Consider the following 25,216-nt stretch of genomic DNA (forward strand, 5'->3'; position numbering starts at 1 on the left):
TTCTCTGGCTAATCAATGAGGGTGCGCTGCATTTTTTAATGAATTATCACGGCAGGCAACAAACGAAAGAGCATAAGCTAACACAAAATCCTATTAGCCATCCAGATGTCCATATATAACGGAGTTAAGCGCTGACCGATGGATGATTATCAGTATGTAAAATCAGATAAATGCAATTAACCAGCATTTTTATATTTTTGCGTGCGGAGGGATGAAGGTAAACTGACGGGAAGCAGGCTAAACATCGGCAAAAAAAACCGGCAACGCATCGCGTCACCGGCTTTTATCACGCCTGCGGCAAATTACTTCGCAGCAGCGAACAGGGCAGCAGCCTGATCCCAGTTAACCACATCCCAGAATGCTTTGATGTAGTCAGGGCGTTTGTTCTGATATTTCAGGTAGTAAGCGTGTTCCCACACGTCCAGACCGATGATTGGCGTACCGGATGCACCGGAGATCGCTTCACCCATCAGCGGGCTGTCCTGGTTAGCAGTAGAAACGACCGCCAGCTTGTCACCTTTCTTAACCAGCCACGCCCAGCCTGAACCGAAACGGGTGGTTGCTGCTTTTTCGAATTCCGCTTTGAACGCGTCAACGCTGCCGAAATCTTTTTCGATAGCCGCTTTCAGATCGCCGCCCAGCGTGGTGCCGGTTTTCAGACCTTTCCAGAAGAAGCTGTGGTTAGAGTGGCCACCGGCGTTGTTACGCAGTGGGCCTTTCTTATCCGCTGGCAGCTGGTCCAGTTTAGCGATCAGTTCATCAACAGGCAGGTTAGCGAATTCAGTACCTTCCAGCGCAGCGTTAGCGTTGTTAACGTAGGCCTGGTGGTGTTTGGTGTGATGGATTTCCATCGTCTGCTTGTCGAAATGGGGTTCCAGCGCATCGTATGCGTAAGGCAGGGATGGTAGTGAATAACTCATGTTCATCATCTCCATTAATATCAGGGGGTGCCAGTACGGCACCGGGTAAGCAGTCGGATCATTATAGTTAAATAAATGATCGGGAAAAGGGTTATCAATGCCCCGAACAAAGTAAGGGTATCGTTCGCAGCCGCTAAGATGCACGGGTTATAGCATTTCGCCGCAGAGTTACAATGAAATGATCTAAGGGAAATTTAACCCGGCAGGCAGGGGATCTGGCCGGTTTGATCCGGCCAGCAGAGCGGTAAACTAACGGGCGAGCGCCGCCAGCGACTTGTCCAGCGCACCGACCAGCCAGTCGATGTCGCTTTCCTGAAATGCCAACGGTGGGCGCAGCTTCAGCACATTGCCGTAAGGCCCGGCTACTGAAGTCAGAACATGGTTGTCGCGCAGCATTTCGGTAACGTCCAGCGCCAGCGGCTTGTTCGGGGTTTTGCTGGCTTTATCCGTCACCAGCTCAAAACCGATAAACAGCCCGGCACCACGCACGTCGCCCACGCACTCGTACTTCTCTTTCAGCGTTAACAGTTCCGCTAACAGTTTCGCGCCCACCACACGGCTGTGTTCCTGTAGCTTTTCTTCTTCAATCACCTTCAGCACCGCCTGCGCTGCGGCCATCGCTACCGGGTTGCCGCCAAAGGTATTGAAGTAAGGAATATCGTCACTGAACGCGGCCAGCACATCACTTTTGGCCAGCAGGCCGGAAACCGGAATGCCGTTACCCATCGGTTTACCGGTGGTGATCACATCCGGCACCACGTCATGGCGGGCGAAGCCCCAGAAGGTGTCCCCGGTACGGGCAAAGCCGGGCTGGACCTCATCGGCAATAAAGATACCGCCGTTCTTATGCACCACGTCAACGGCCTGCTTCAGGAAGCCTCTCGGCCCTGGCAGCACGCCGTCGGAGGAGAAGATGGAATCGGCAAGGAAGCCGGCGAACTTGATGCCGTGCGCGGCCATATCGTCGATCTGCTTCTGAATTTCAGCGGCGAACCAGGCACCGAGATCGGGGCTATTAACGCGATAATGATCCGGCGGCGGCACCAGACGGGTGGTTGCTGCGAGCGGCTGCCCACTACCCAGCGCCGGAGAAGCGCCGGAAGTCAGATCGCTGGTACCGTGATAGGCTTCCTGACTGACGATAATGCCGGTTCCGCCGCTGTATGAACGCGCAATACGGATTGCCAGATCGTTGGCCTCCGAACCGGTACACATATACATGGCGCGGTCGACGGCGGCCGGTGCGGTGGCGAGCAGCTGTTCGGAGTAATCAAGGATCGATTCGTGCAGGTAACGGGTGTGGGTATTCAGCTGCTGCATCTGCTGATATACCGCATCAATCACCGCCGGGTGGCAGTGGCCAATGCTGGCAACGTTATTGTAAACGTCGAGATATTTGTTTCCCGCCGCATCCCACAGATACTGTCCCTTACCTTTCACCAGATGCACCGGCTTGCGGTAGAACAGGCGGTAGGATTCGCCCAGCACTTTGCTGCGCTTATCGGTCAGTTTACGCACGTCGGCATCCAGCCCGTCAGCGTGCTCGGCTCGAAAACTGTTGGTATCCATGATGGTTGAACGTGTAGCCATTGATTGCTCCCGTTACAAAAATGAGGTTTGCCCGGCGGCAGGCATTCAGTGATGTCTGGGGATTATCATGGCAACTTTTTCGACAAATGCAACAAAATACACAAACGCAATAAAATACACATGCAGAGTATCGCATTGTCAGTTAGGCTATGACGGTGAGTTATCGTCAGGAAATCAGAATTATGCTGCAGGAAACACGCTTACATCGCATCCGCGCGCTGCTCAGTACGCTGAATCAGGTAAGTACCGAGCGAATCATTAAAGAGCTGGGTATCTCCCGGGAAACGGCCCGTCGTGACATTATCGAGCTGGAAGCGCAGGGCATGGCGCGCCGGGTACACGGCGGTCTGGTCGCCCTGGACGCCGCACCGGAACCGCCGCTGACCGTGCGCAGTGCCTCCATGGCAAAAGAAAAGCGGGCGATTGCCCGAGCGGCAGTGCAGCTTTTACAGCCCGGGCAGACCCTGTTTATTGATGCGGGCAGCACCACCACCATGCTGGCCGAAGAACTGCGTTCGATGTCCGGCCTGACGATTATCACCAACAGCCTGAATGCCGCGCTAAAGCTCAGTGCAGCGGAAGAACACGAGACGCTGAACAACGAGGTGATCCTGCTGGGCGGCAGCATGCGGGCGGGGGCGCAGGAGACGCGCGGTGAGCTGACGGTCAGTGAAATTTATCGTTATCGTGCCGACCTGGCGCTGCTGTCGCCGGTGGGCGTGGACGCCAGGCAGGGGGCCAGCAGCTTCCATCCGCATGAGGCGGCCATCGCCAGAGCGATGACCGAACAGGCTGGCGGTCTGATCCTGCTGGCCGACCACACGAAAATCGGCATCAGCAGCCGTATAAATTACGCCAGCATCCAGCAGATCGGTACGCTAATCAGCGATCAGGGTGCCGCCGCACTGCCTGCACTGGCGGCCTTACAGCAGAAACTTCCGCAGGTTCTGCTGGTTTAACTCAGCCGCCGATCAGCCGCTGCGGGTGGGTATACACCATCGCGCGGCCGGGTTTGCTGAAGCCGACCAGCGTCAGATTGCTGCGCTGAGCCACTTCAACCGCCAGTCGGGTCGCGGCGGAGACGGCAAACAGGATCTCCACGCCGCACATTGCGGCCTTCTGCACCATCTCATAGCTGGCGCGGCTGGACACCAGCACTGCGCCCGCACCCCAGTCCGCCCGGCTGCGCAGGCCAAGCAGTTTATCCAGCGCCACGTGGCGGCCAACATCTTCACAACCGGCGGTTAAATTGCCGTCAGGCCGTATCCAGGCGGCAGCATGAGTGCAGCCGGTCAGCTGGCCGACCGGCTGGAAGTCACCCAACTGACGCAGGGCCGTATCAAGATGGTTGAGGTTAAAGGTCTGGCTGAACGGCAGAGCGTCGATGGGCTTGCCGATCGCTTCCAGCTGCTCCACGCCGCAGACGCCGCATCCGGTACGCCCGGCCATCGCCCGGCGGCGCTCTTTCAGCCCCATAAACCGGCGGCTGGACAGTTCAACGTGCACTTCAATCCCTTCGCAGGCGGGCTGAATATCGATGCCATAAATCTCCGTCGGGCTGCTGATAATCCCTTCTGATAACGAGAAACCTATGGCGAATGCTTCCAGATCTTTCGGCGTGGCCATCATCACGACGTGGGAGATGCCGTTATACACCAGCGCCACCGGAACCTCTTCCGCCAGCCAGTCCGAACGGGAGTGTTGCAGGCTGTCTCGCGGCCACACCTCAGCTAAACCGGCCCCGATAACCTCTGCCGATTTTGTGTCGATATTGTGCTGTTTTTCGCTCAATCTGTTTTATCCTTAACCAACAACCACACGGTTAATGTGGTAACATTGCGACCGTATGCGTTTAAACTGAGGCAATTGTGAACCTCTGAAGGAAGCGCCGCAAAAATAATTGAGCAACATCGATACAGGAAGAATGCGATGAATGTCAGCAGAAGACGTTTTTTTAAAATCTGCGCGGGAGGGATGGCAGGCACCACGGCTGCCGCTCTGGGATTTGTCCCGACTGCTGCGCTGGCGGAGAGCCGCCAGTACAAGCTGTTACGCGCTCGTGAAACCCGCAACACCTGCACCTACTGTTCCGTTGGCTGCGGCCTGCTAATTTACAGCATGGGCGATGGCGCAAAAAATGCCAAACAGTCAATATTTCACATTGAAGGTGACGCGGACCATCCGGTTAATCGCGGTGCGCTCTGCCCGAAAGGCGCTGGCCTGCTGGATTACATTCACAGCGACAGCCGCCTCAAATACCCCGAATATCGCGCACCCGGCTCCGACAGCTGGCAGCGCATCAGCTGGGATGAGGCCTACGATCGCATTGCTCGCCTGATGAAAGACGATCGCGATGCTAACTTTATTGCCCGCAATGAAGACGGCGTCACGGTTAACCGCTGGCTGAGTACCGGCATGCTGTGCGCTTCCGCCTCCAGCAATGAAACCGGCTATCTGACGCAGAAAATCACCCGTTCGCTCGGCATGCTTGCCGTCGATAACCAGGCGCGCGTCTGACACGGACCTACGGTAGCAAGTCTTGCTCCTACGTTCGGTCGCGGTGCGATGACCAATCACTGGGTCGACATCCGCAATGCGAATCTGATTATTGTCATGGGTGGCAACGCCGCTGAAGCGCATCCGGTGGGATTCCGCTGGGCGATGGAAGCCAAAATCCATAACAACGCCAAACTTATCGTTATCGATCCGCGCTTCACACGAACCGCGTCGGTCGCTGATTTCTATACGCCTATCCGTTCCGGCAGCGATATTACTTTCCTGTCCGGCGTTCTGCGTTACCTGATCGAACATGATACCGTCCAGCATGAATACGTCGCGTCCTACACCAATGCCAGCCTGCTGGTGCGGGAAGACTTCAGCTTTGAAGACGGCCTGTTCAGCGGCTATGACCCGGAAACGCGCATCTACGATAAGAGCAGCTGGAACTATCAGCTGGATGGCGAGGGCTATGCCCTGCGCGATCCTACGCTACAGCACCCCCGCTGCGTGTGGAACCTGCTGAAAACGCACGTCAGCCGCTATACGCCTGAAATCGTGGAGCGCATCTGCGGCACGCCGAAAGCGGATTTCCTGAAAGTCTGCCAAATGCTGGCCGAAACCAGCGTCCGCGATCGTACCGCGACCTTCCTCTATGCCCTGGGCTGGACGCAGCACTCGGTGGGTGCGCAGAACATCCGCACTATGGCGATGATCCAGCTGCTGCTTGGCAACATGGGTATGGCGGGCGGCGGCATTAACGCCCTGCGCGGCCACTCCAATATTCAGGGATTAACCGACCTTGGCCTGCTGTCGCAGAGCCTGACTGGCTATATGAACCTGCCTTCCGACAAACAGGCCACGCTGCCCGCTTATCTGGATGCCAACACGCCAAAAGCGCTGCTGCCGGGCCAGGTGAACTACTGGGGCAACTATCCCAAGTTCTTTATCAGCCTGATGAAGTCCTGGTGGGGCGATAAAGCGCAGGCGGAAAACAACTGGGGCTTTGACTGGCTGCCGAAGTGGGATAAAGGCTACGACGTGCTGCGCTACTTCGACATGATGCACCGTGGCGAAGTGAACGGCTATCTGTGCCAGGGCTTTAACCCGCTGGCCTCCTTCCCGCATAAAAAGAAAGTCAGCGAGTCGCTGTCGAAGCTGAAATTCCTGGTGGTTATCGATCCATTAAATACCGAAACCTCGACCTTCTGGCAGTCCCACGGCGAGTTTAACGATGTGCATCCGGCTGATATTCAGACGGAAGTGTTCCGCCTGCCGTCAACCTGCTTTGCAGAAGAAGACGGATCGATCGTCAACTCGGCGCGCTGGTTGCAGTGGCACTGGAAGGCGGCGGACGGTCCGGGCGAAGCGCACAACGATGGTGAAATCCTGGCCGGTATCTACTCGCGTCTGCGCAAGCTCTACGCCAGCGAAGGCGGCGCACTGCCGGAGGCGGTGCTGAACATGACCTGGGATTACCTGACGCCGGATTCACCGGCATCGGAAGAGGTCGCGCAGGAGAGCAACGGCCGCGCGCTGGTCGATCTGGTCGACGACAAAGGCACCGTGCTGGTGAAAAAAGGCCAGCAGCTCAGCAGCTTTGCACAGCTGCGTGCCGACGGCACCACGGCCAGCGGCTGTTGGATCTTTGCCGGCAGCTGGACGCCGGAAGGCAACCAGATGGCACGGCGCGATAACAGCGATCCGTCCGGTCTGGGCAATACGCCGAACTGGAGCTGGGCGTGGCCGCTTAACCGCCGCATCCTCTATAACCGTGCCTCTGCCGACCCGCAGGGGAAAGCGTGGGACCCTGAGCGCCAGCTACTGCACTGGGATGGCGCAAAATGGACCGGGCAGGACGTTGCCGACTACGGCACGGCTCCGCCGGGCAGCGAGGCCGGGCCGTTTATCATGCAGGCGGAAGGGCTGGGGCGTCTGTTTGCCCTCGACAAAATGGCCGAAGGGCCGTTCCCGGAACACTACGAGCCGTTTGAAACGCCGATCGGCACTAACCCGCTGCATCCTTCGGTGATTTCAAACCCGGCGGCACGCATCTTTGCCGACGACCTGAAGGCAATGGGCACGGCGGCGGAGTTCCCGTACGTCGGAACAACGTACCGCCTCACCGAGCATTTCCACTACTGGACCAAGCATGCGCGGCTTAACGCCATTGCGCAGCCGGAGCAGTTTATTGAAATCGGTGAAGTGCTGGCGGAGAAGCTGGGTATTGCCAAAGGGGACTGGGTGAAGGTCAGCTCTAACCGTGGCTACATCAAGGCCGTGGCTGTGGTGACCAAACGCCTGCGGCCGCTGATGGTCGACGGCAAAACGGTCGACACCATCGGTATCCCGTTGCACTGGGGCTTTACTGGCGTGGCGAAGAAGGGGTTCCTGGCGAATACCCTGACGCCATTCGTCGGTGATGCCAATACGCAAACGCCGGAATTTAAGGCGTTCCTTGTCAACGTGGAGAAGGTGTAAACGATGGCTTATCAATCTCAGGACATTGTCCGCCGCTCTGCCACCAACGACCTCACCCCCGCGCCGCGTGCGCGGGACCATCAGCAGGAAGTGGCCAAGCTGATCGACGTTACCACCTGTATCGGCTGCAAAGCCTGTCAGGTGGCCTGCTCCGAGTGGAACGATCTGCGTGATGAGGTGGGCAGCAACGTCGGGGTGTATGACAACCCTGCCGATCTGTCCGCGCAGTCATGGACGGTGATGCGTTTCGCGGAAGTGGAAGAGAATAACCGGCTGGAATGGCTGATCCGTAAGGACGGCTGCATGCACTGTGCCGATCCCGGCTGCCTGAAGGCCTGCCCGTCCGAGGGGGCGATTATTCAGTATGCCAACGGCATCGTCGATTTTCAGTCGGAGCAGTGCATTGGCTGTGGCTACTGCATTGCCGGCTGTCCGTTCAACGTGCCGCGCATCAACCCGAAGGACAACCGTGCCTACAAATGCACGCTTTGTGTCGACCGGGTTAACGTCGGGCAGGAGCCCGCCTGTGTGAAAACCTGCCCAACCGGCGCGATCCACTTTGGCAGCAAAGAAGATATGAAAACGCTGGCGGCCGAACGCGTGGGTGAGCTGCAGGGGCGCGGCTATCAGCACGCCGGGCTATACGACCCCGAAGGCGTGGGCGGTACGCACGTGATGTACGTGCTGCATCATGCCGACAGGCCGCAGCTTTATCACGGTTTGCCGCAGAACCCGGCGATCAGTCCGGCGGTGACTTTCTGGAAAGGCGTCTGGAAACCGCTGGCAGCGATTGGTTTTGCCGCCACCTTTGCCGCTTCGGTATTCCACTATGTCGGTATCGGACCTAACCGTGTTGAAGAAGATGATGATGAGGAGGAACAGCCATGAAAAAGCCGCAGCGAATTCAGCGCTACAGTGCCCCGGAGCGTATTAATCACTGGCTGGTGGCCTTCTGCTTTGTCCTGGCCGCGGTGAGCGGCCTGGGATTCTTCTTCCCGTCGTTTAACTGGTTGATGCAGATCATGGGCACGCCGCAGCTGGCGCGTATCCTGCATCCCTTTACTGGAGTAGTGATGTTTGTGGCTTTCCTGCTGATGTTTTTCCGCTACTGGCGGCACAATTTGCTGGAGCGAAACGACATCCTGTGGGCAAAAAACATCCATAAAATCGCCCAAAACGAAGAGGTGGGAGATACCGGGCGCTATAATTTTGGTCAGAAGTGCGTATTCTGGGCAGCGATCCTCAGTTTAGTGCTGCTGCTGTTAAGTGGCGTGGCGATCTGGCGTCCCTGGTTCGCCGGTTACTTCAGCATTCCGTTTATCCGGCTGGCGCTGGTGGTGCATTCTGTCTCGGCCGTTGTGCTGATCGTGGTGATTATGGTGCACATTTATGCGGCACTGTGGGTGAAAGGGACGATAACCGCCATGGTCGAAGGCTGGGTTAGCGTAAGCTGGGCCAAACGGCATCATCCGCGCTGGTATCGCTCACTACGCGAGCAGCAAAACCCACCGCGACAACACGAAAAAGGTCCCTGATGACGATTAGAATTATTCCGCAGGACCGGCTGGAGAAGGAAAAAAGCAACGCGGCGGGGGGCATTCCGCCGTTACTTTTCCCTCAGCTGAAACACCTGTACAGTCGCCGGGCTGCCCGTTTGCGGCAGCTGGCGGAGAAGAATCCACTGGGCGACTATCTGCGCTTTGCGGCGGTTATTGCCGCCGCGCAGGAAATCGTCCTTTACGATCATCCGCTGCGGATGGATTTGCAGGCGCGGCTGGAAGAGAGTGCCCGCCTCGGCAAACCGCCGCTGGATATCGCCACGCTGCCGCGCGATGCCCACTGGCAGCAGATGCTGCATTCGCTGATTGCCGAGCTGAAGCCGGAGATGAGTGGGCAGGCGCTGTCGGTACTGGAAAACCTGGAAAAAGCCTCCGCCAGCGAGCTGGAGCAAATGGCCGGGGCGCTGCTGGCTCACGACTTCGCCCTGGTGAGCAGCGATAAAGCGCCGTTTATCTGGGCGGCGCTATCGATCTACTGGGCGCAGATGGCGGCGCTGATCCCCGGTAAAGCCAGAGCCGAAGCGGGCGAGCAGCGCCAGTTTTGCCCGGTGTGTGCCAGCGTGCCGGTTGCCAGCGTAATCCATATGGGCAGCCACAAAGACGGCTTGCGCTATCTTCACTGCAACCTGTGCGAAAGCGAATGGCACGTGGTGCGGGCGAAGTGCAGCAACTGCGAGCAAACGCGGGATCTACACTACTGGTCGCTGGATAGCGAAACCGCCGCGATTAAAACCGAAAGCTGCGGTGACTGCGGGACCTACCTGAAAATGCTTTACCAGGAAAAAGATCCGGCCGTTGAGCCGGTTGCCGACGATCTCGCTTCGCTGATCCTTGACGCGCGGATGGAGCAGGAGGGTTTTGCCCGCAGTAGCCTGAATCCGTTCCTGTTTCCCGGGGAGTAAGCCATGAAGACGGCCGGCAATTTTTTTCCGCTCCCCCAGGGATGAGGTGACGACTAAACGTGAGTAATCTGTTCCATCAGCTTCCGTCCATAGACAGCCTGCTGCGCCAGTCCGCGATGCAGGCGCTTTCTGCGGAATGGGGGCACGTCAGGCTGGTCGCCATTCTGCGTGAGATGCAGCAAAGCGCGCGTGATCATATCCGGCAGCATCAGCAGCTTCCCGCCTGGAGCCAGGACTGGGCGAGCCATGCCCGCAGTCTGCTGCATCAGCACAGCCGCGGCGGGCTGCGCCCGGTGCTGAACCTCAGCGGTACGGTTTTGCACACCAACCTTGGCCGCGCGCAGCTGGCTGAAACCGCCGTTGCCGCCGCCACCCGGGCGATGCGATCCCCCGTGACCCTCGAATATTCGCTGGATGATGCGGGGCGCGGCCACCGTGACCGGGCGCTGGCCGATTTGCTATGCCAGCTTACCGGGGCGGAGGACGCCTGCATCGTCAATAACAATGCGGCGGCGGTGCTGCTGATGCTGGCCGCGCTGGCATCGGGTAAACAGGTGATCGTCTCACGCGGTGAGCTGGTGGAAATCGGCGGTGCTTTCCGCATCCCGGATGTGATGACTCAGGCGGGCTGTACTCTGCGCGAAGTGGGCACCACCAACCGCACCCATCTGAAAGATTACCGCCAGGCGATTGAGGAAGACACCGCGCTGCTGATGAAGGTGCACACCAGCAATTATCAGATTCAGGGCTTTACCAGGGCCGTCAGTGAAGCGGAACTGATCGCGCTCGGGGAGGAATCTGACCTGCCGGTGGTGGTTGATTTGGGCAGCGGTTCGCTGATCGATCTCAGCCAGTATGGCTTACCCGAAGAACCGATGCCGCAGCGGCTGATTGCGGCGGGTGCCAGCCTGGTCAGCTTTTCCGGCGATAAGCTGCTGGGCGGGCCGCAGGCCGGGATTATCATCGGCAAAAAAGCGCTCATCGAACGCTTGCAGCAGCATCCGCTGAAGCGCGCGCTGCGGGTGGATAAAGTCACCCTCGCCGCGCTGGAAGCCACGCTCCAGCTGTATCGTCAGCCGGATAAGCTGGCGGAACAGCTGCCCACGCTCAGATTCCTGACCCGCACCCGGCAGGATATTCATGCCCAGGGGCTGCGGCTACTGCCCGCTGTGGAAGCCGCCTGCGGGCAACAGTTCTGCGTGGCGCTGGCACCCTGCTCTTCGCAGATTGGCAGCGGCTCGCTGCCGATTGAGCGGCTGCCCGGTACGGCGCTGACTCTGACCTCTCGCGACGGCAGCGGCAGCACTCTGATGGCGCTCACCCGCAAACTGCGTGAGGGTGATGTGCCGGTGATCGGGCGCATTCACGACGGCTCTCTGTGGCTCGATCTGCGCACGCTGGAAGACGAAGAACTGTTTATCAGGATGATAAGTGCATGATTATTGCCACCGCCGGTCACGTTGACCACGGTAAGACCTCGCTGCTACAGGCGCTGACCGGCGTGAATGCCGACAGACTGCCGGAAGAAAAATCGCGCGGCATGACCATCGATCTTGGCTATGTCTACTGGCCGCAGCCGGATGGCGCGATCGTCGGATTTATTGACGTTCCCGGCCACGAAAAATTTCTCAGCAATATGCTCAGCGGCATTGGCGGCATCGATCATGCCCTGCTGGTGGTCGCAGCCGATGACGGTGTGATGCCGCAAACGCGCGAACATCTGGCGATCCTTCAGCTTGGCGGGCGGCCGCCGTTGACCGTGGCCATCACCAAAAGCGACAGCGTGGAACCCGAGCGGCTGGCTGACGTGGCGCAGCAGATCGAAGCCCTCACTCAGCAGATGGGCTGGCAGCAGGTCGCTCAGTTTCCTACCAGTACCCTGAATGGCGCAGGGATAGCGGCACTGGCGGATCATCTGCGCCAGCTGCCGGCCGGGAAGTCCCGTCGCGAGGGGCCGTTTCGTCTCGCTATCGATCGGGTGTTTAACGTCAAAGGGGCCGGGCTGGTAGTGACCGGCACCGCGCTGTCTGGCGAGATCGGCGTGGGCGATACGCTGTGGCTGAGCGGCGTGAATCAGGCAGTCCGCGTTCGCGGTTTGCACGTGCAGAATCAGCCGAGCCAGACGGCGCACGGCGGGCAGCGGGTGGCGCTGAATATTGCCGGTAGCGTGGAAAAATCAGCGATTTCGCGCGGCGACTGGCTGCTGCCTGCACTACCGGAAACGCCCTGCGAGCGGGTTATCGTCGCGTTGGAACAGCACCAGCCGCTGCGGCAGGGCCAGCCGCTGCATCTTCATCACGGTGCCCGCCATATCACCGGGCGGCTGTCGCTGCTGGCGGATAATCTGGCCGAGCTGCTGCTCGACGCACCGCTGTGGCTGGCCGATAACGATCGCCTGATCCTGCGTGATATCGGCGCGAAACACACGCTGGCAGCGGCGCGGGTGCTGCTGTTGGCATCGCCGAAACGCGGCAAGCGCCAGCCCGGGTTTCTCGCCTGGCTGCATCAGTTAGAGCAGGCGCGGGAGGATGCTGAGATCATCGCTCTGTATTTGCAGCAGCGTCCACGGCCAATGTCGGAACTGAGCTGGGCGCGTCAGCTGCATGAAGATGCGCTGGTTAATCTGGACTACCGCCTGCGTCCGGAGATTATCGCCGGGCATATGATATTGCCGCAGATGATTCAGGACTGGCAGCAGCGGCTGCTTGACGAGATGGCACACTATCACCGCAGCAATGGCGATCGTCCAGGCCTGGGGCGCGATCGCCTGCGGCGCATGGCGTTGCCCGACCGGCCTTCTGCGCTGGCAGGTAGTTTGATCGATGGACTGATCGGCAGTGGCAGGCTGGTGAATAGCCGGGGCTGGCTGCATTTGCCCGACTTTGCCATTCGCTTCGAGCCGCAGGAAGCCGCGCTCTGGCAGCGGGCTGAACCGCTGTTTACCGATAACGCCCGCTGGGTGCGGGACCTGGCCCTGGCGCTGAACTGCCCGGAGGATGCTATGCGGCAGGCGCTGCGCAAAGCGGCACAAAGCGGGCTGATCGTCGCCGTCGTGAAGGATCGTTATTACAGCCACAGCCAGATAACCCGTTTTGCCGACATTATTCGCCAGCGTGATGCTGAAGGACTGGGCAGCAGCGCCGCAGATTTTCGCGATCGCCTGGGCGTCGGCCGCAAGCTGGCGATACAGATTCTGGAATTTTTCGACCGTAGTGGTTTTACCCGCCGTAAAGGTAATGAACATCTGCTGCGTGATAGCGGAATGTTTCTGTAAATCGTACTTTACCGATTTTATATGCCGCTGCCGTAACGTCCCCCTGAGTTGATTGACCACAAAAAAACCATTCGCAAGCTGTGGGATAAAAGTAAGTGCGCTTACTTTTCAGTGCGCTGCACTGAGCCAATCAGTACTAACAGGGGAAGTTATGAATTATTTCAGGAAAGAGGGGCGGCTGAAGCGACTGTGCGGCTGGCGTGCGCTGATGCTGCTGGGCTTGGCCATCGGCCTGCTGTTGGTCGCCGGTGGTGTCACCGTGATGCATAAAACCAGCGATACGGCCTTCTGCGTTTCTTGCCACAGCATGGAAAGACCGCTGGCTGAGTATCAGGGCAGCGTTCATTTCGAAAACCACGCCGGTATCCGCGCCGAGTGTGCCGACTGCCATATCCCCACGGCCCCTGTCTCCTATATGCTGACCAAGATCGCCGCAGTTAAGGACGTTTATGGCGAAATTACCGGCAAAATAGATACCGAAGAGAAGTACAACGCCCATAAACTGGCGATGGCGGAATCGGTATGGAAGACCATGAAGGCCAACGACTCAGCCACCTGCCGCAGCTGCCACAGCTTTGAAGCGATGGATATTCTTGCTCAGCGGCCTGAAGCCCGTAAGGCGCATCCGGTAGCGATAAAAGAGAACCAGACCTGTATTGACTGCCATCGTGGTGTGGCACATATCCTGCCGGACATGACCTCAAGTAACGCGGCCGGTGCCAGCCAGCTTGCGGCCCTGACGACCGATGTCAAACCGGCGGACAGCCCGCTTTACAGCATTAAAACGCAGTCTTTTGTACTGGAGCCTGGCATCACCAACTCCGCCGGTACGCTGTTCCCGTCTGCACCCGTGATCCCGTTACGTCATCAGGGTTCGCTGACTGAAGCGCGCCTGGAAGGCTGGCAGCAGGACGGTGTAACCGGGGTGATCTATGGCGCTCCCGGCCGGCGAATTATTCGTGCGGTGCTGGATGAAAATAGTCAGCAGCGGTTGAAAACGCTGGGATCGCAAACCGACAGCCAGACCGATACGCAGTGGCATCATGTTGCTCTGACCGCCTGGTTCCCCTCCAGGGCGCTGATCGCAAACCAGCAAAAGATCTGGCAGTACGCCAGCGACTTGATGTCCGCTAACTGTACCGGCTGTCACGGCCTGACCGCACTGGATCACTTCACCGCAAATCAGTGGATTGGCGTGATGAAAGGTATGGCCTCGCGTACCGCGCTGAATGAGGAGCAGCTGCGCATTTTGACGCTGTACGCGCAAAACCACGCCAGCGATATGCCACCTGCCGGACAGCCCTCTGAACAAGGAAGCTCTCGTGAAAAATAATGTACTCTCCGGCCTGTCGCGCCGTCGTTTTCTGCAACTGGGCAGTACGCTGCTGGCCGCCAGCTCGTTAGATCTGCTGTTTTCTCCTTCCGCCGTGGCCCGCGCGGTAAGCCAGGCGATGCCGCTGTTTGCCGCGCTGCGCCCGGCGAAGAAAGGCATTTTGACCTCCGCTCACTGGGGGGCTTTTGAAGCCATTGTTGAGCAGGGAAAAATGGTGGGTGTGCAGCCGGTTCAGGACGATCCGGCACCCAATGAACTGATTGAGATGGCGCCGTGGCAGGTGCACGCCGCCAATCGGATTACCTCACCGGTCGTGCGTAAAAGCTGGCTGGAAAATGGCCCCGGCAGCTGCAACGACCTGCGCGGGCGCGATGAATGGGTGAAGGTCAGCTGGGAAAAAGCCATCCAGCTGGTTAGCGATGAAATCCGTCGATTGCAGTCGGCCTACGGCCCTTCCTCGATTTATGCCGGGTCCTGCGGCTGGAAAAGTACCGGCATGCTGCATAACTGCCGGGCGCTGCTGCATCGACTGATGAATCTGAGCGGCGGCTTTCTGAGCTACAGCGGCGACTACTCTACCGGTGCTGCGCAGGTGATTATGTCCCACGTTGTCGGTTCGACCGAGGTATACGATCAGCAAACGACCTGGCCCAACGTGATTGATAACAGCGAGCTGGTGGTGCTGTGGGGATGCAACCCCCGCACCACGCTGAAAAACAGCTGGAACGTGCCGGATCACGTCGGGCTGGAAGGCTTTGCCGCACTGGCGAAAAAAGGCACGCGGATTATCACCATCGACCCAATCAATAACCCCGGTTCAAAACAGCTGAACGCGGAGTGGATCGCGCCGCACGCCTACACCGATGCGGCGATGCTGCTGGGTATTGCGCATACGTTGCTGAGTGAAAAACTGCATGATGAAGCCTTCCTGCAGCGCTATACCACCGGCTTTGCTCAGTTCCGCGAAAGCCTGCTTGGCGAGCATGACGGCGTGGCTAAAACGGCGGAATGGGCCAGTACGATTTGTGGCGTTGAAGCGGAAACGCTGCGCCAGCTGGCGCGCGATATGGCGAAGAAGCGCACGATGATTATGGCGGGCTGGGGCATTCAGCGGCAGCATCACGGTGAACAGCCGCACTGGCTGCTGGTGACCGTGGCTGCCATGCTTGGTCAGATTGGCCTGCCGGGCGGCGGTTTTGGCTTTAGCTATCACTATTCTTCCGGCGGTAGTCCGTCGGCGAAAGGCGGTATTCTGTCCGGCATCAGCGCCGGAGAAGCGCCACAAAACTCACCCGTTCCGGTTCCGGTGGCCAGAATGGCCGACTGCCTGGCCAATCCGGGAAAAACCATTGATTACAACGGCCGCCAGGTCACCTATCCCGACGTTAAAATGGTCTACGTCGCCGGCGGTAACCCGCTGGTACACCAGCAGGATACCAATAATCTGCGGCAGGCCATGCAGCACCCGGAAACTATCATCGTGCATGAACCCTGGTGGACGTCCACGGCAAAATTCGCCGACATCGTCCTGCCGTGCACCACCAGCTATGAGCGCAACGATATGGATATGGGCGGCGACTATTCCCAGCGCTATGTTTTCCCAATGCACCAGTGCGTGCCGCCGCAGCACGAGTCGCGTAACGACTTCGATATTTTCCGCGATATTGCCGCGCGGCTTGGCGTTGAGCAGGCGTTTACCGAAGGGCGCGATGAAATGCTGTGGCTGAAAACGATGTACGACAATATGAAGACCCAGGCCCGTAATGCGGGCGTGCCGCTGCCGCCGTTCGATCAATTCTGGCAGTCGAACAATTACATCCGCTTCCCGGTACCGGAAGAGAATAAAAACTGGATACGCTTTGCCGATTTTCGTGCCGATCCACTGCTCAACCCGCTGGGTACACCGAGCGGACGTATCGAAATTTTCTCCCGCAGCGTGGCAAAAATGAATTACGACGACTGCCCGGGGCTGCCGGGCTGGTTCCCACCGCACGAATGGCACGGCAGCGACGTTGCACAGCGCTATCCGCTGTCGTTGAACTCCTCGCACCCGGCGCACCGCCTGCATTCGCAGCTGGATAATACGCCCCTGAGAGACAAATATGCGGTCAGCAATCGGGAGGCGATTCTGATCAATACCCAGGATGCTGCGGCCCGGCAGATCCAGCCTGGTGACCTGGTCCGCGCATTTAACGATCGCGGGCAGATTCTGGTCGGTGCAGAGGTCAGTGATGATATTCGCCCCGGTGTGGTTCGGGTGTGTGAAGGGGCCTGGTACGATCCGGCAGATTTGTCAGAGCCTAAAACGCTGTGCAAAAACGGCAGCGTTAACTGCCTGACCTTTGATATCGGCTCCTCCCGGTTAGCACAGGCTAACTGCGGCCATATGGCCCAGCTGGAGGTGGAAAAATATTGCGGTGAAGAGCAGAAAAACACCGCCCATTCGGTGCCTTTTGGCGCTTAAACGGTTAAATTCAGTACCCAACCCGTTAATAAGGAATGTTATCTATGCAACGCTGTGGCTGGGTATCTGAAGATCCGCTGTATATCGCCTATCACGACCGCGAGTGGGGCGTTCCCCATCATGACGCCCGTTCGCTGTTTGAAATGATTTGTCTGGAAGGCCAGGTTGCCGGGCTGTCCTGGCTGACCGTGCTGAAGAAAAGAGAAAACTATCGCCAGCATTTTCATCACTTTGACGTTCAGGCCGTTGCCCGGATGGATGAAGACGATATTGAACGGCTGATGCAGGAGAGCGGCATTATCCGCCACCGGGGAAAGATCAACGCAATTATCGCCAACGCCCGTGCGCTGCTGGCGATGGAAGCTGCCGGTGAATCGTTCAGAGACTTCGTCTGGAGCTTCGTTGATAACGAACAGCAAATTACCCGCTTCGGCCACTACCGAGAGGCACCGACCACCAATGCAGCCTCCGATGCACTCTCTAAAGCGCTGAAAAAGCGCGGATTTAAGTTTGTCGGCTCCACGACCTGCTACTCGTTTATGCAGGCCTGCGGATTAATCAGCGAACACACGACCGACTGTTTTTGCCACCCGGATAACATTAAATAGCTTTCGCTTACACTTTGAGAATTTGCCTGAGTATTTTCCTCACAATTGAGCGCCATAATTGGCGCTTACAGGCGACGTTGCCTGCGGTGAACGAAATGAAAGGAATACTCATGAAAAAAAGCGCTATCACTCTTTCCCTGATATTGAGCGGCACGCTTGCGCTGGCCGGTTGTACCACTAACCCTTACACCGGTGAACGTGAAGCAGGGAAGTCCGGTATTGGTGCGGGTATCGGTGCCGCGGTAGGCGCCGGGGTGGGTATGCTTTCTTCTTCGAAGAAAGATCGCGGCAAAGGCGCACTGATTGGTGCAGCCGCCGGTGCCGCTCTCGGCGGCGGCGCGGGTTATTACATGGACGTGCAGGAAGCGAAGCTGCGTGACAAAATGAAAGGTACCGGGGTCAGCGTGACCCGCAACGGCGACAATATCGTGCTGAATATGCCGAGCAACGTCACCTTTGACAGCAGCAGCAGCACGCTGAAACCTGCCGGCGCCAACACGCTGACCGGCGTGGCGATGGTACTAAAAGAGTACCCGAAAACCGCCGTAAACATTATCGGCTATACCGACAGCACCGGCAGCCGCCAGCTGAATATGTCGCTGTCGCAGCAGCGTGCGGACAGCGTCGGCAGTTCGCTGATTACCCAGGGCGTTGCCGCTAACCGCATTCGCACCAGCGGAATGGGGCCGGACAATCCCGTGGCGTCGAACACCACCGCCGAAGGGAAAGCTCAGAACCGCCGTGTAGAAATTACCCTCAGCCCGCTGCAGTAATCCCCCTGGCCCCGGCACACAGCGTGCCGGGGCCGTTATTCTCTTTTTTGGGAATAATCAGTCAGGGCCATAGTGACCATTAGCATTTTGTGCTACCCTGCGCAAAAACTGATCAGTATTCACACATCATGTCACTGAAAGATATTGCCTCCGCGCTGGGGCTCTCTGTTACCACCATCAGCCGCGCGCTCAACGGCTATGACGATGTGGCTGAGGAAACGCGCCTGCGCATTCAGCAGGAAGCCCGACGGCGAGGATATCGCCCTAACCCGGTCGCCCGCAGCCTGAAAACCGGAAAAACCAACGCCCTGGGTTTGCTCTTTCCCTCTTCACCTCTTCCTTTTAATGGTACCAGTTTTGTCGATGTCATCGGCGCTATCGCCCAGGTGCTGGCCGAGCGTGAAGTGGATCTGCTGATCGTCGCCGACACGCCTGAAAACGACCATCGTTCTTTGCAGCGGATGCTACGCTCGCGCTATGTCAGCGGGCTGATTGTGGCGCATACCGCAAGGCACGACAGTCGACTGGCCAAACTCCAGCAGCTGAATTTTCCGTTTCTGGCGCTGGGCCGCAGCGAACTGACAGACCCTTACGCCTGGTTCGACTTCGATCATCATACCGGGCCGCGCCTGGCCGTTGACCACTACGTTGCGCAGGGCCTGCACCGCATCGCCTGGCTTGGCAGCCACCTCGATCAGGCCTTTGTCAGCCAGCGGCGCGAAGGCTATCTGAGTGCGATGCAGCGGCACGGTTTCGACAGCGACCTCTGCTGGCAGACCGAGCCAAGTCGCCTTGAGGGGTACCGCGCAACCCGGCAGTTACTTGCTCTGCCGCAGCCACCGCAGGCGTTGATTGCCGATTCCAGCTCGCTGGGTGAAGGCGCGGCGATCGCCCTGCGCGAGATGGGCCGCCTGAGCGGGCCTGAACGTATCGAGTTGATGATCTACAACGGGCTGCCCGCCGATTCGGTGATCGATGTGCCCGTTGCCAGCATTGCTCAGGCCACCTGGCCTGCCATCGGGCAGCAGGTGGCAGAGATGGCGCTGCGGCTGATGGCAGGAGAGCCCGTGTCCTCGTTGCAGGTGCTGTGGCAGCCGGAACTGAAAACACCCTGATGCTGCCGCCGTCGGGCAGTTATGGTAGTCTCACGCCATTCACATCATCAGGGATAGCCATGAATAACAAGGCCGCTAAAGCTACCATCAGCGACGTCGCCAAAGAGGCGCGTACCGGGAAAACCAGCGTTTCGCGCTACCTGAACGGTGAATTCAGCGCGCTTTCTGACGATCTGAAGCAGCGCATTGAAGCCGCTATCAGCACGCTCAACTATCGCCCCAGCCAGATGGCGCGCGGCCTGAAGCGTGGGCGTACCCGACTGATTGGCCTGATTATCGCGGATATCACCAACCCCTATTCCGTTGATGTGCTGAGCGGCATTGAGTCCGCCTGCCGCAGCCACGGCTTCACGCTGCTGATGTGTAACACCAATAACGAAGTCGATCTCGAGCAGTACTACCTCAACCTGCTGAACAGCTACCAGGTGGAAGGCATTGTCGTCAACGCGGTGGGCATGCGTGAAGAGGCGCTGAGTCAGCTGCAAAAATCGCTGCTGCCGATGGTGCTGATCGACCGAAAAATACCGGACTTCGCCTGCGATGTCGTCGGGCTGGATAACCGCGCGGCGGCGCTGCAGGCCACTGAACATCTGCTGTCGCAGGGTTATCGTGCGCTGCTGTTTATCAGCGAGCCGCTTGGCCTGGTTAACACTCGTCTGGAGCGTATTCACGCGTTCCATGAACGCATGGCGCAGCAGCCCGATCTGATTGCCGAACACGCCGAAGTGAAACTGGATGATGAAACCCGTATGCAGCAGGTGCTGAGCGAGTTCTATCTGCGTCACCAGGGAGCGCCCTGCGCGGTGATGGCCGTCAACGGCGCGTTGACGCTACAGGTTGCCCGCGCCCTGCGTCGGCTGAATCTGAACTGGGGCGAGCAGCTGGGCCTGCTGGGCTTTGACGAACTGGAGTGGGCTGAGCTGGCGGGCGTTGGCATCACCACCCTGAAACAGCCGACCTGGCAGATTGGCTATGCTGCGCTGGAGCAGGTTATCAGCCGCATTGAGGGCGAAGATCGGCCGCTGCAAGAACAGGTATTCTCCGGGGAACTGGTGGTGCGGGGCTCAACGCAGCCGATTGTCCGCTAAGCACATGTCCTCGTAATAACCCGGGGCCGATCGCGCCCCTGCAAGACTTCACATCTCACCCTGCCGTTCCTCTATTTCACGCAGAAAAGCGTTCACTCCGTGAGCGCCGTCATAAAATACCGTTTTGGTACTTTTCTTTGGAACCGGTTCCATTTACCGTTTTCCCATCAAATCGGGTGAATTAACCGGAGAAATCATGAAAAGAGAAGTCATCGTTGTCACCGCGGCCTACGGCAATAAACAGGTGCGTGAGCTGGGGGGACAGCAGGCGCTGCTGCCGATTATTGCTGCCGCAGGTGCCGACGGCGTGGAGATCCGCCGCGAACTGCTGGAAGAACAGGAACTGGGCCAGCTTTCTGCGCTGGGCGCGGACATTGCTTCTAAAAAACTGATCGCTTTTTACTCGGTGCCGGAAGCGCTGTTTACCGAAGATGGCTCGCTCAACCCGCATCTGGACCAGCATTTTGCGGAAGCGGAACAGCTGAATGCCCAGCTGATTAAATATTCGCTGGGCCACTATCGTCACGATTTCGACAGCAGCGAACTGCGCAGCAAGCTTGCCGGTAAGAAAGTTCACCTGGTGGTGGAAAACGACCAGACCGAATACGGCCGTTTCGCCGCGCTGGATGCTTTTTTCCACGCCTGCGGCGAAAGCCGCATCTGCAACGGCATGACCTTTGATACCGGCAACTGGCTGTGGATCGGCGACCAGCCGCTTCCGGCGGCGGAAAGCCTGAGCCGCTACGTCAGCTATATCCACGTTAAAGCGGCGGTGCCGCACGGCGAAAGCTGGCGCGCTATCCCGCTGGATGAAGCCGATAACCTGTGGCGCGAGACGCTCGCCCTGCTGCCGTCTGACGTGCCGCGCGCTATTGAATTCCCACTGGAAGGCCCGGACCTGGTGGCGGTAACCCGTCACTATGTTGACCTGCTGCGCGAGGCATAAATCATGACGACCCATACTAACGGCACGCTGGATGTCGTCACGATTGGTGAAGCTATGGCGATGTTTGTCGCGGCAGAAAACGGCGACCTGGCTTCGGTTGAGAAATTTACCAAACGCATCGCCGGTGCCGAACTGAACGTGGCAATCGGCCTGGCGCGCTTGGGCCTGAAAGTGGGCTGGATCAGCCGCATCGGCGATGACTCATTTGGCCGCTTTACCTGCCAGCAGCTGGATCGTGAAGGCGTCGATCGCCAGCAGGTGACGCTGGACGCGCGCTTCCCTACCGGTTTTCAGCTGAAGTCGAAGGTGGACGATGGCTCCGATCCGCTGGTGGAGTATTTCCGTAAAGGCTCGGCCGCCAGCCATCTCTCCTGCGACGACTTTAACCGCGACTACTTCGGTGCCGCACGCCACCTGCACCTGAGCGGCGTGGCCGCTGCGCTTTCCGACAGCTCGCTGGCGCTGTCGAAACATGCCGCGAAGGAGATGAAGGCGATGGGAAAAACCATCTCCTTTGACCCTAATCTGCGCCCGGTGCTGTGGTCCAGTGAACGGGAAATGGTGACGCAACTGAACGAGCTGGCCTCCTATGCCGACTGGGTTCTGCCGGGCATCAAAGAAGGAAAAATCCTCACCGGCTTCGACCAGCCGGAAGCGATTGCCGACTTCTATCTGGCGATGGGCGTAAAAGCCGTGATTATCAAAACCGGCTGCGAAGGCGCGTGGTTCAAAACCGCCGACGGCATGAAAGATCGGGTCCCGGCAATCATGACCACTAACGTGGTGGATACCGTCGGTGCCGGAGATGGCTTTGCAGTCGGGACAATCAGCGCCCTGCTGGAAGGAAAATCGCTGCCTGCGGCCATCCGCCGCGGCAATAAAATCGGTTCCCTGGCGATACAGGCAATCGGTGACAGCGAAGGACTGCCAACCCGGGCGGCACTGGGCGATTTTTAACCCTGACGGCCGGTCGGAAACATAACATCACCACATCGTTCCCCTACAGAACAGAATGTGGCCCCTCAACAGAGGAAACACCATGAACGAGCAGACGAAGCAGACAATCGCGCCAAAACGCTGGTGGTACATCATGCCCATCGTGTTTATCACCTACAGCCTGGCGTATCTGGACAGGGCGAACTTCAGCTTCGCCTCCGCCGCAGGGATTAATGAGGATCTCGGCATCACCAAGGGAATTTCTTCCCTGCTCGGTGCGCTGTTCTTCCTTGGCTACTTCTTTTTCCAGATCCCCGGCGCGATCTATGCCGAACGCCGCAGCGTGAAAAAACTGGTGTTCTGGTGCCTGGTGCTGTGGGGCGGCTGCGCCTCGCTGACCGGAATGGTGAGCAATATTCCGATGCTGGCGATGATTCGCTTTACGCTCGGCGTGGTGGAAGCGGCGGTGATGCCCGCGATGCTGATTTATATCAGCAACTGGTTCACTAAGTCCGAACGTTCGCGCGCCAATACCTTCCTGATCCTCGGTAATCCGGTGACCGTGCTGTGGATGTCGGTGGTGTCCGGCTATCTGATCAACGCCTTCGGCTGGCGTGAAATGTTTATTATTGAAGGCTTCCCGGCAGTGATCTGGGCCGTAGCCTGGTGGTTCCTGGTGCAGGATAAACCGTCGCAGGCGAAGTGGCTGAGCGATGCCGAGAAAGCCGCATTGCAGGCCCAGCTGCAGAAAGAGCAGGAAAATCTGAAAGCGGTGCGTAACTACTCTGAGGCCTTTAAGTCGCGTAACGTTATCCTGCTGTGCGCACAGTATTTTGCCTGGAGCATCGGCGTGTACGGTTTTGTGCTGTGGCTGCCGTCCATTCTGCGTAACGGCACGCAGATGGGCATCGTTGAGGCCGGATGGCTGTCGGCGGTGCCGTATCTGGCAGCGACCATCGCGATGATCGTCGTTTCCTGGGCCTCTGATAAGTTACAAAACCGCAAATTGTTTGTCTGGCCGTTACTGTTGATTGGTGCATTAGCCTTTTTAGGCTCATATTTGGTGGGTTCCGACAATTTCTGGCTGTCTTATGCCCTGCTGGTGATTGCCGGTGCATCGATGTATGCACCGTACGGTCCCTTCTTCGCCATCATCCCGGAAATGCTGCCGCGCAACGTTGCCGGGGGCGCGATGGCGCTGATTAACTCGATGGGAGCGCTGGGTTCATTCCTCGGCTCCTGGGTGGTGGGATACCTCAACGGTGCCACCGGCAGTCCATCTGCATCCTATATCTTTATGGGGAGCGCATTACTGGTGGCCGTGTGGCTGACGCTGATCGTCAAGCCGTCGCAGGACCGGCAGGCTCCGCTGCCCCATGATGCAAAACATGCTTAAATTAAAACGGGTCAATGCTGGCCCGTTTCACTGTACTGAACAGGGAGAACCGTATGAAACCGTCTGTGGTGTTGTATAAGTCGTTACCTGAAGATCTGCGAGCGCGGCTGGATGCGCATTTCAACGTGACCGAAGTTAACGGCTTAACCCCAGAAAATATCGCTGCTCACGCCGAAGCTTTCCGTCAGGCGGAAGGCATCCTTGGCTCCGGCGGCAAAGTTGATGCTGAATTTCTGCAGCAGGCACCTAAGCTGCGTGCGGCCTCCACGATTTCCGTGGGCTATGACACCTTCGATGTGGCGGCGCTGAATGATAAAGGCATCGTACTGATGCATACCCCGACCGTGCTGACTGAAACCGTCGCGGATACCATGATGGCGCTGGTGCTGAGCAGCGCCCGCCGGGTGGTGGAACTGGCCGAGCGCGTGAAGGCCGGGGAGTGGCAGAAAAACATCGGCCCCGACTGGTTCGGCGTTGACGTGCACCATAAAAAGCTGGGCATCCTCGGCATGGGCCGCATTGGCCTGGCGCTGGCGCAGCGTGCTCACCTTGGCTTCAGCATGCCGATTCTCTATAACGCGCGTAAGCATCATCAGGAAGCGGAAGATCGTTTTGATGCGCAGTACTGCGATCTGGATACGCTGCTGGCAGAGTCAGATTTCCTCTGCATCAGCCTGCCGCTGACCGCCGAAACCCATCATCTGATTGGCCGCGAGCAGCTGGCGAAAATGAAGCCGAGCGCGATTCTGATTAACGCGGGTCGCGGGCCGGTGGTGGATGAGCAGGCGCTGGTTGATGCGCTGAAGGACGGGACTATTTTTGCTGCCGGTCTGGATGTGTTTGAGCAGGAGCCGCTGCCGGTGAATTCCGAGCTGCTGAAGCTGCGTAACGTGGTTCCGCTGCCGCATATCGGTTCCGCGACGCACGAGACGCGTTACGGGATGGCGCGCGATGCGGTGGATAATTTGATAGCCGCGTTGACCGGGAAGGTAGAGAAGAACTGCGTGAATCCGCAGGTATTGAACAAAGGCTGATTCTCGTTGCTTCACGTTTGGCTGCTGTGCTGCTGTTGAGTACAGATTGCTGCACGTTCTGCGCACGGCTTATCGGGGCTGGTCGGAACGCGGACCCGCTGTCACGTCCATGTCCGCTCGGCCTCGCACACCCCTGTGCTCGGACGGTCCGCTAACCCGTCCAGCCCCGATTGCCTGAAGACTTCGGTTTTGCTGCTGGAACAACTAATTTTATCTGGCAGCAACGCAATGATTTGAAAGGGGAACCGTTACGGGACAGGTTAGCCGGGTGTCTGCCGCAAGGATGCGGCAGCCAAGCCCC

The 25,216-nt window shown here is 58.4% G+C and carries 20 protein-coding genes; 17 read left to right on the plus strand and 3 right to left on the minus strand.

The genetic code is table 11. The features are described 5' to 3' along the window. Nucleotides 1–302: 302 nt before the first annotated feature. Together sodA and IBT46_RS12485 are read right to left on the minus strand one after the other, a co-directional pair. The gene (sodA, locus tag IBT46_RS12480) at nucleotides 303–920 is read right to left on the minus strand and encodes a superoxide dismutase [Mn] (protein ID WP_105593634.1); all 618 of its coding nucleotides are present in this window, start codon (nucleotides 918–920) and stop codon (nucleotides 303–305) included. Nucleotides 921–1,169: 249 nt separating this feature from the next. Next, entirely contained in the window at nucleotides 1,170–2,510 is a 1,341-nt protein-coding gene (locus IBT46_RS12485) for an aspartate aminotransferase family protein (protein WP_200545918.1), read from the minus strand. Between the two features lie 182 nt (nucleotides 2,511–2,692). Between IBT46_RS12485 and IBT46_RS12490 the strand changes: the two genes are divergently transcribed. Next, a complete protein-coding gene (locus tag IBT46_RS12490) occupies nucleotides 2,693–3,469 on the plus strand; it encodes a DeoR/GlpR family DNA-binding transcription regulator (protein ID WP_200545919.1) in 777 nt (258 codons plus the stop codon). Nucleotide 3,470: 1 nt separating this feature from the next. Here the strand turns inward: IBT46_RS12490 and fdhD are convergent, their stop codons facing one another. Then, nucleotides 3,471–4,256 (minus strand): formate dehydrogenase accessory sulfurtransferase FdhD, encoded by a 786-nt coding sequence (gene fdhD / locus IBT46_RS12495; RefSeq protein WP_370569442.1) that lies wholly within the window; start codon nucleotides 4,254–4,256, stop codon nucleotides 3,471–3,473. A gap of 183 nt (nucleotides 4,257–4,439) precedes the next feature. On the opposite strand from fdhD, the gene fdnG reads away from it, so the two are divergent. The 16 genes from fdnG (at nucleotide 4,440) to ghrB (ending at nucleotide 24,915) form a co-directional block, all read left to right on the plus strand. Beyond that, nucleotides 4,440–7,487: a formate dehydrogenase-N subunit alpha gene (gene fdnG, locus IBT46_RS12500; RefSeq protein ID WP_200545921.1), complete on the plus strand. Its 3,048-nt coding sequence runs from the start codon at nucleotides 4,440–4,442 to the stop codon at nucleotides 7,485–7,487. 3 nt (nucleotides 7,488–7,490) lie between these two features. Then, nucleotides 7,491–8,375, plus strand: coding sequence for a formate dehydrogenase subunit beta (gene fdxH, locus IBT46_RS12505; protein WP_200545922.1), 885 nt, complete (start codon nucleotides 7,491–7,493; stop codon nucleotides 8,373–8,375). Next, nucleotides 8,372–9,022 (plus strand): formate dehydrogenase cytochrome b556 subunit, encoded by a 651-nt coding sequence (gene fdoI / locus IBT46_RS12510; RefSeq protein WP_200545923.1) that lies wholly within the window; start codon nucleotides 8,372–8,374, stop codon nucleotides 9,020–9,022. The genes fdxH and fdoI overlap by 4 nt, the downstream gene beginning before the upstream one ends. Further along, complete coding sequence (gene fdhE, locus IBT46_RS12515) at nucleotides 9,022–9,948, plus strand: formate dehydrogenase accessory protein FdhE (RefSeq protein WP_200545924.1); 927 nt, start codon at nucleotides 9,022–9,024, stop codon at nucleotides 9,946–9,948. Before fdoI ends, fdhE begins: the two co-directional genes overlap by 1 nt. Before the next feature lie 59 nt (nucleotides 9,949–10,007). Further along, nucleotides 10,008–11,387, plus strand: coding sequence for an L-seryl-tRNA(Sec) selenium transferase (gene selA / locus IBT46_RS12520; RefSeq protein WP_200545925.1), 1,380 nt, complete (start codon nucleotides 10,008–10,010; stop codon nucleotides 11,385–11,387). Continuing rightward, nucleotides 11,384–13,222 carry a selenocysteine-specific translation elongation factor gene (selB, locus tag IBT46_RS12525; RefSeq protein ID WP_200545926.1) on the plus strand — a complete coding sequence of 613 codons (1,839 nt, stop codon included), beginning with the start codon at nucleotides 11,384–11,386 and terminating at the stop codon, nucleotides 13,220–13,222. The genes selA and selB overlap by 4 nt, the downstream gene beginning before the upstream one ends. A 151-nt stretch (nucleotides 13,223–13,373) precedes the next feature. Beyond that, nucleotides 13,374–14,555, plus strand: a complete 1,182-nt coding sequence (locus IBT46_RS12530) for a NapC/NirT family cytochrome c (protein WP_234480097.1) — start codon at nucleotides 13,374–13,376, stop codon at nucleotides 14,553–14,555. Next, the gene (gene torA, locus IBT46_RS12535; RefSeq protein ID WP_200545927.1) at nucleotides 14,545–17,019 is read left to right on the plus strand and encodes a trimethylamine-N-oxide reductase TorA; all 2,475 of its coding nucleotides are present in this window, start codon (nucleotides 14,545–14,547) and stop codon (nucleotides 17,017–17,019) included. The genes IBT46_RS12530 and torA overlap by 11 nt, the downstream gene beginning before the upstream one ends. Before the next feature lie 44 nt (nucleotides 17,020–17,063). Beyond that, the gene (locus tag IBT46_RS12540) at nucleotides 17,064–17,627 is read left to right on the plus strand and encodes a DNA-3-methyladenine glycosylase I (RefSeq protein ID WP_200545928.1); all 564 of its coding nucleotides are present in this window, start codon (nucleotides 17,064–17,066) and stop codon (nucleotides 17,625–17,627) included. 110 nt (nucleotides 17,628–17,737) lie between these two features. Further along, entirely contained in the window at nucleotides 17,738–18,400 is a 663-nt protein-coding gene (locus IBT46_RS12545; RefSeq protein ID WP_200545929.1) for an OmpA family lipoprotein, read from the plus strand. Between the two features lie 128 nt (nucleotides 18,401–18,528). Beyond that, nucleotides 18,529–19,515 (plus strand): LacI family DNA-binding transcriptional regulator, encoded by a 987-nt coding sequence (locus IBT46_RS12550; protein WP_200545930.1) that lies wholly within the window; start codon nucleotides 18,529–18,531, stop codon nucleotides 19,513–19,515. Nucleotides 19,516–19,574: 59 nt separating this feature from the next. Then, the gene (locus tag IBT46_RS12555) at nucleotides 19,575–20,603 is read left to right on the plus strand and encodes a LacI family DNA-binding transcriptional regulator (RefSeq protein ID WP_200545931.1); all 1,029 of its coding nucleotides are present in this window, start codon (nucleotides 19,575–19,577) and stop codon (nucleotides 20,601–20,603) included. 196 nt (nucleotides 20,604–20,799) lie between these two features. After that, entirely contained in the window at nucleotides 20,800–21,549 is a 750-nt protein-coding gene (locus IBT46_RS12560) for a sugar phosphate isomerase/epimerase (protein WP_200545932.1), read from the plus strand. Nucleotides 21,550–21,552: 3 nt separating this feature from the next. Then, complete coding sequence (locus IBT46_RS12565; RefSeq protein WP_200545933.1) at nucleotides 21,553–22,506, plus strand: sugar kinase; 954 nt, start codon at nucleotides 21,553–21,555, stop codon at nucleotides 22,504–22,506. A gap of 82 nt (nucleotides 22,507–22,588) precedes the next feature. Continuing rightward, nucleotides 22,589–23,881 (plus strand): MFS transporter, encoded by a 1,293-nt coding sequence (locus IBT46_RS12570; RefSeq protein WP_200545934.1) that lies wholly within the window; start codon nucleotides 22,589–22,591, stop codon nucleotides 23,879–23,881. Nucleotides 23,882–23,934: 53 nt separating this feature from the next. After that, nucleotides 23,935–24,915 carry a glyoxylate/hydroxypyruvate reductase GhrB gene (gene ghrB / locus IBT46_RS12575; protein WP_200545935.1) on the plus strand — a complete coding sequence of 327 codons (981 nt, stop codon included), beginning with the start codon at nucleotides 23,935–23,937 and terminating at the stop codon, nucleotides 24,913–24,915. Nucleotides 24,916–25,216: the final 301 nt, after the last annotated feature.

The organism is Erwinia sp. S38 (assembly GCF_016624545.1).
GTDB lineage: Bacteria > Pseudomonadota > Gammaproteobacteria > Enterobacterales > Enterobacteriaceae > Erwinia > Erwinia coffeiphila.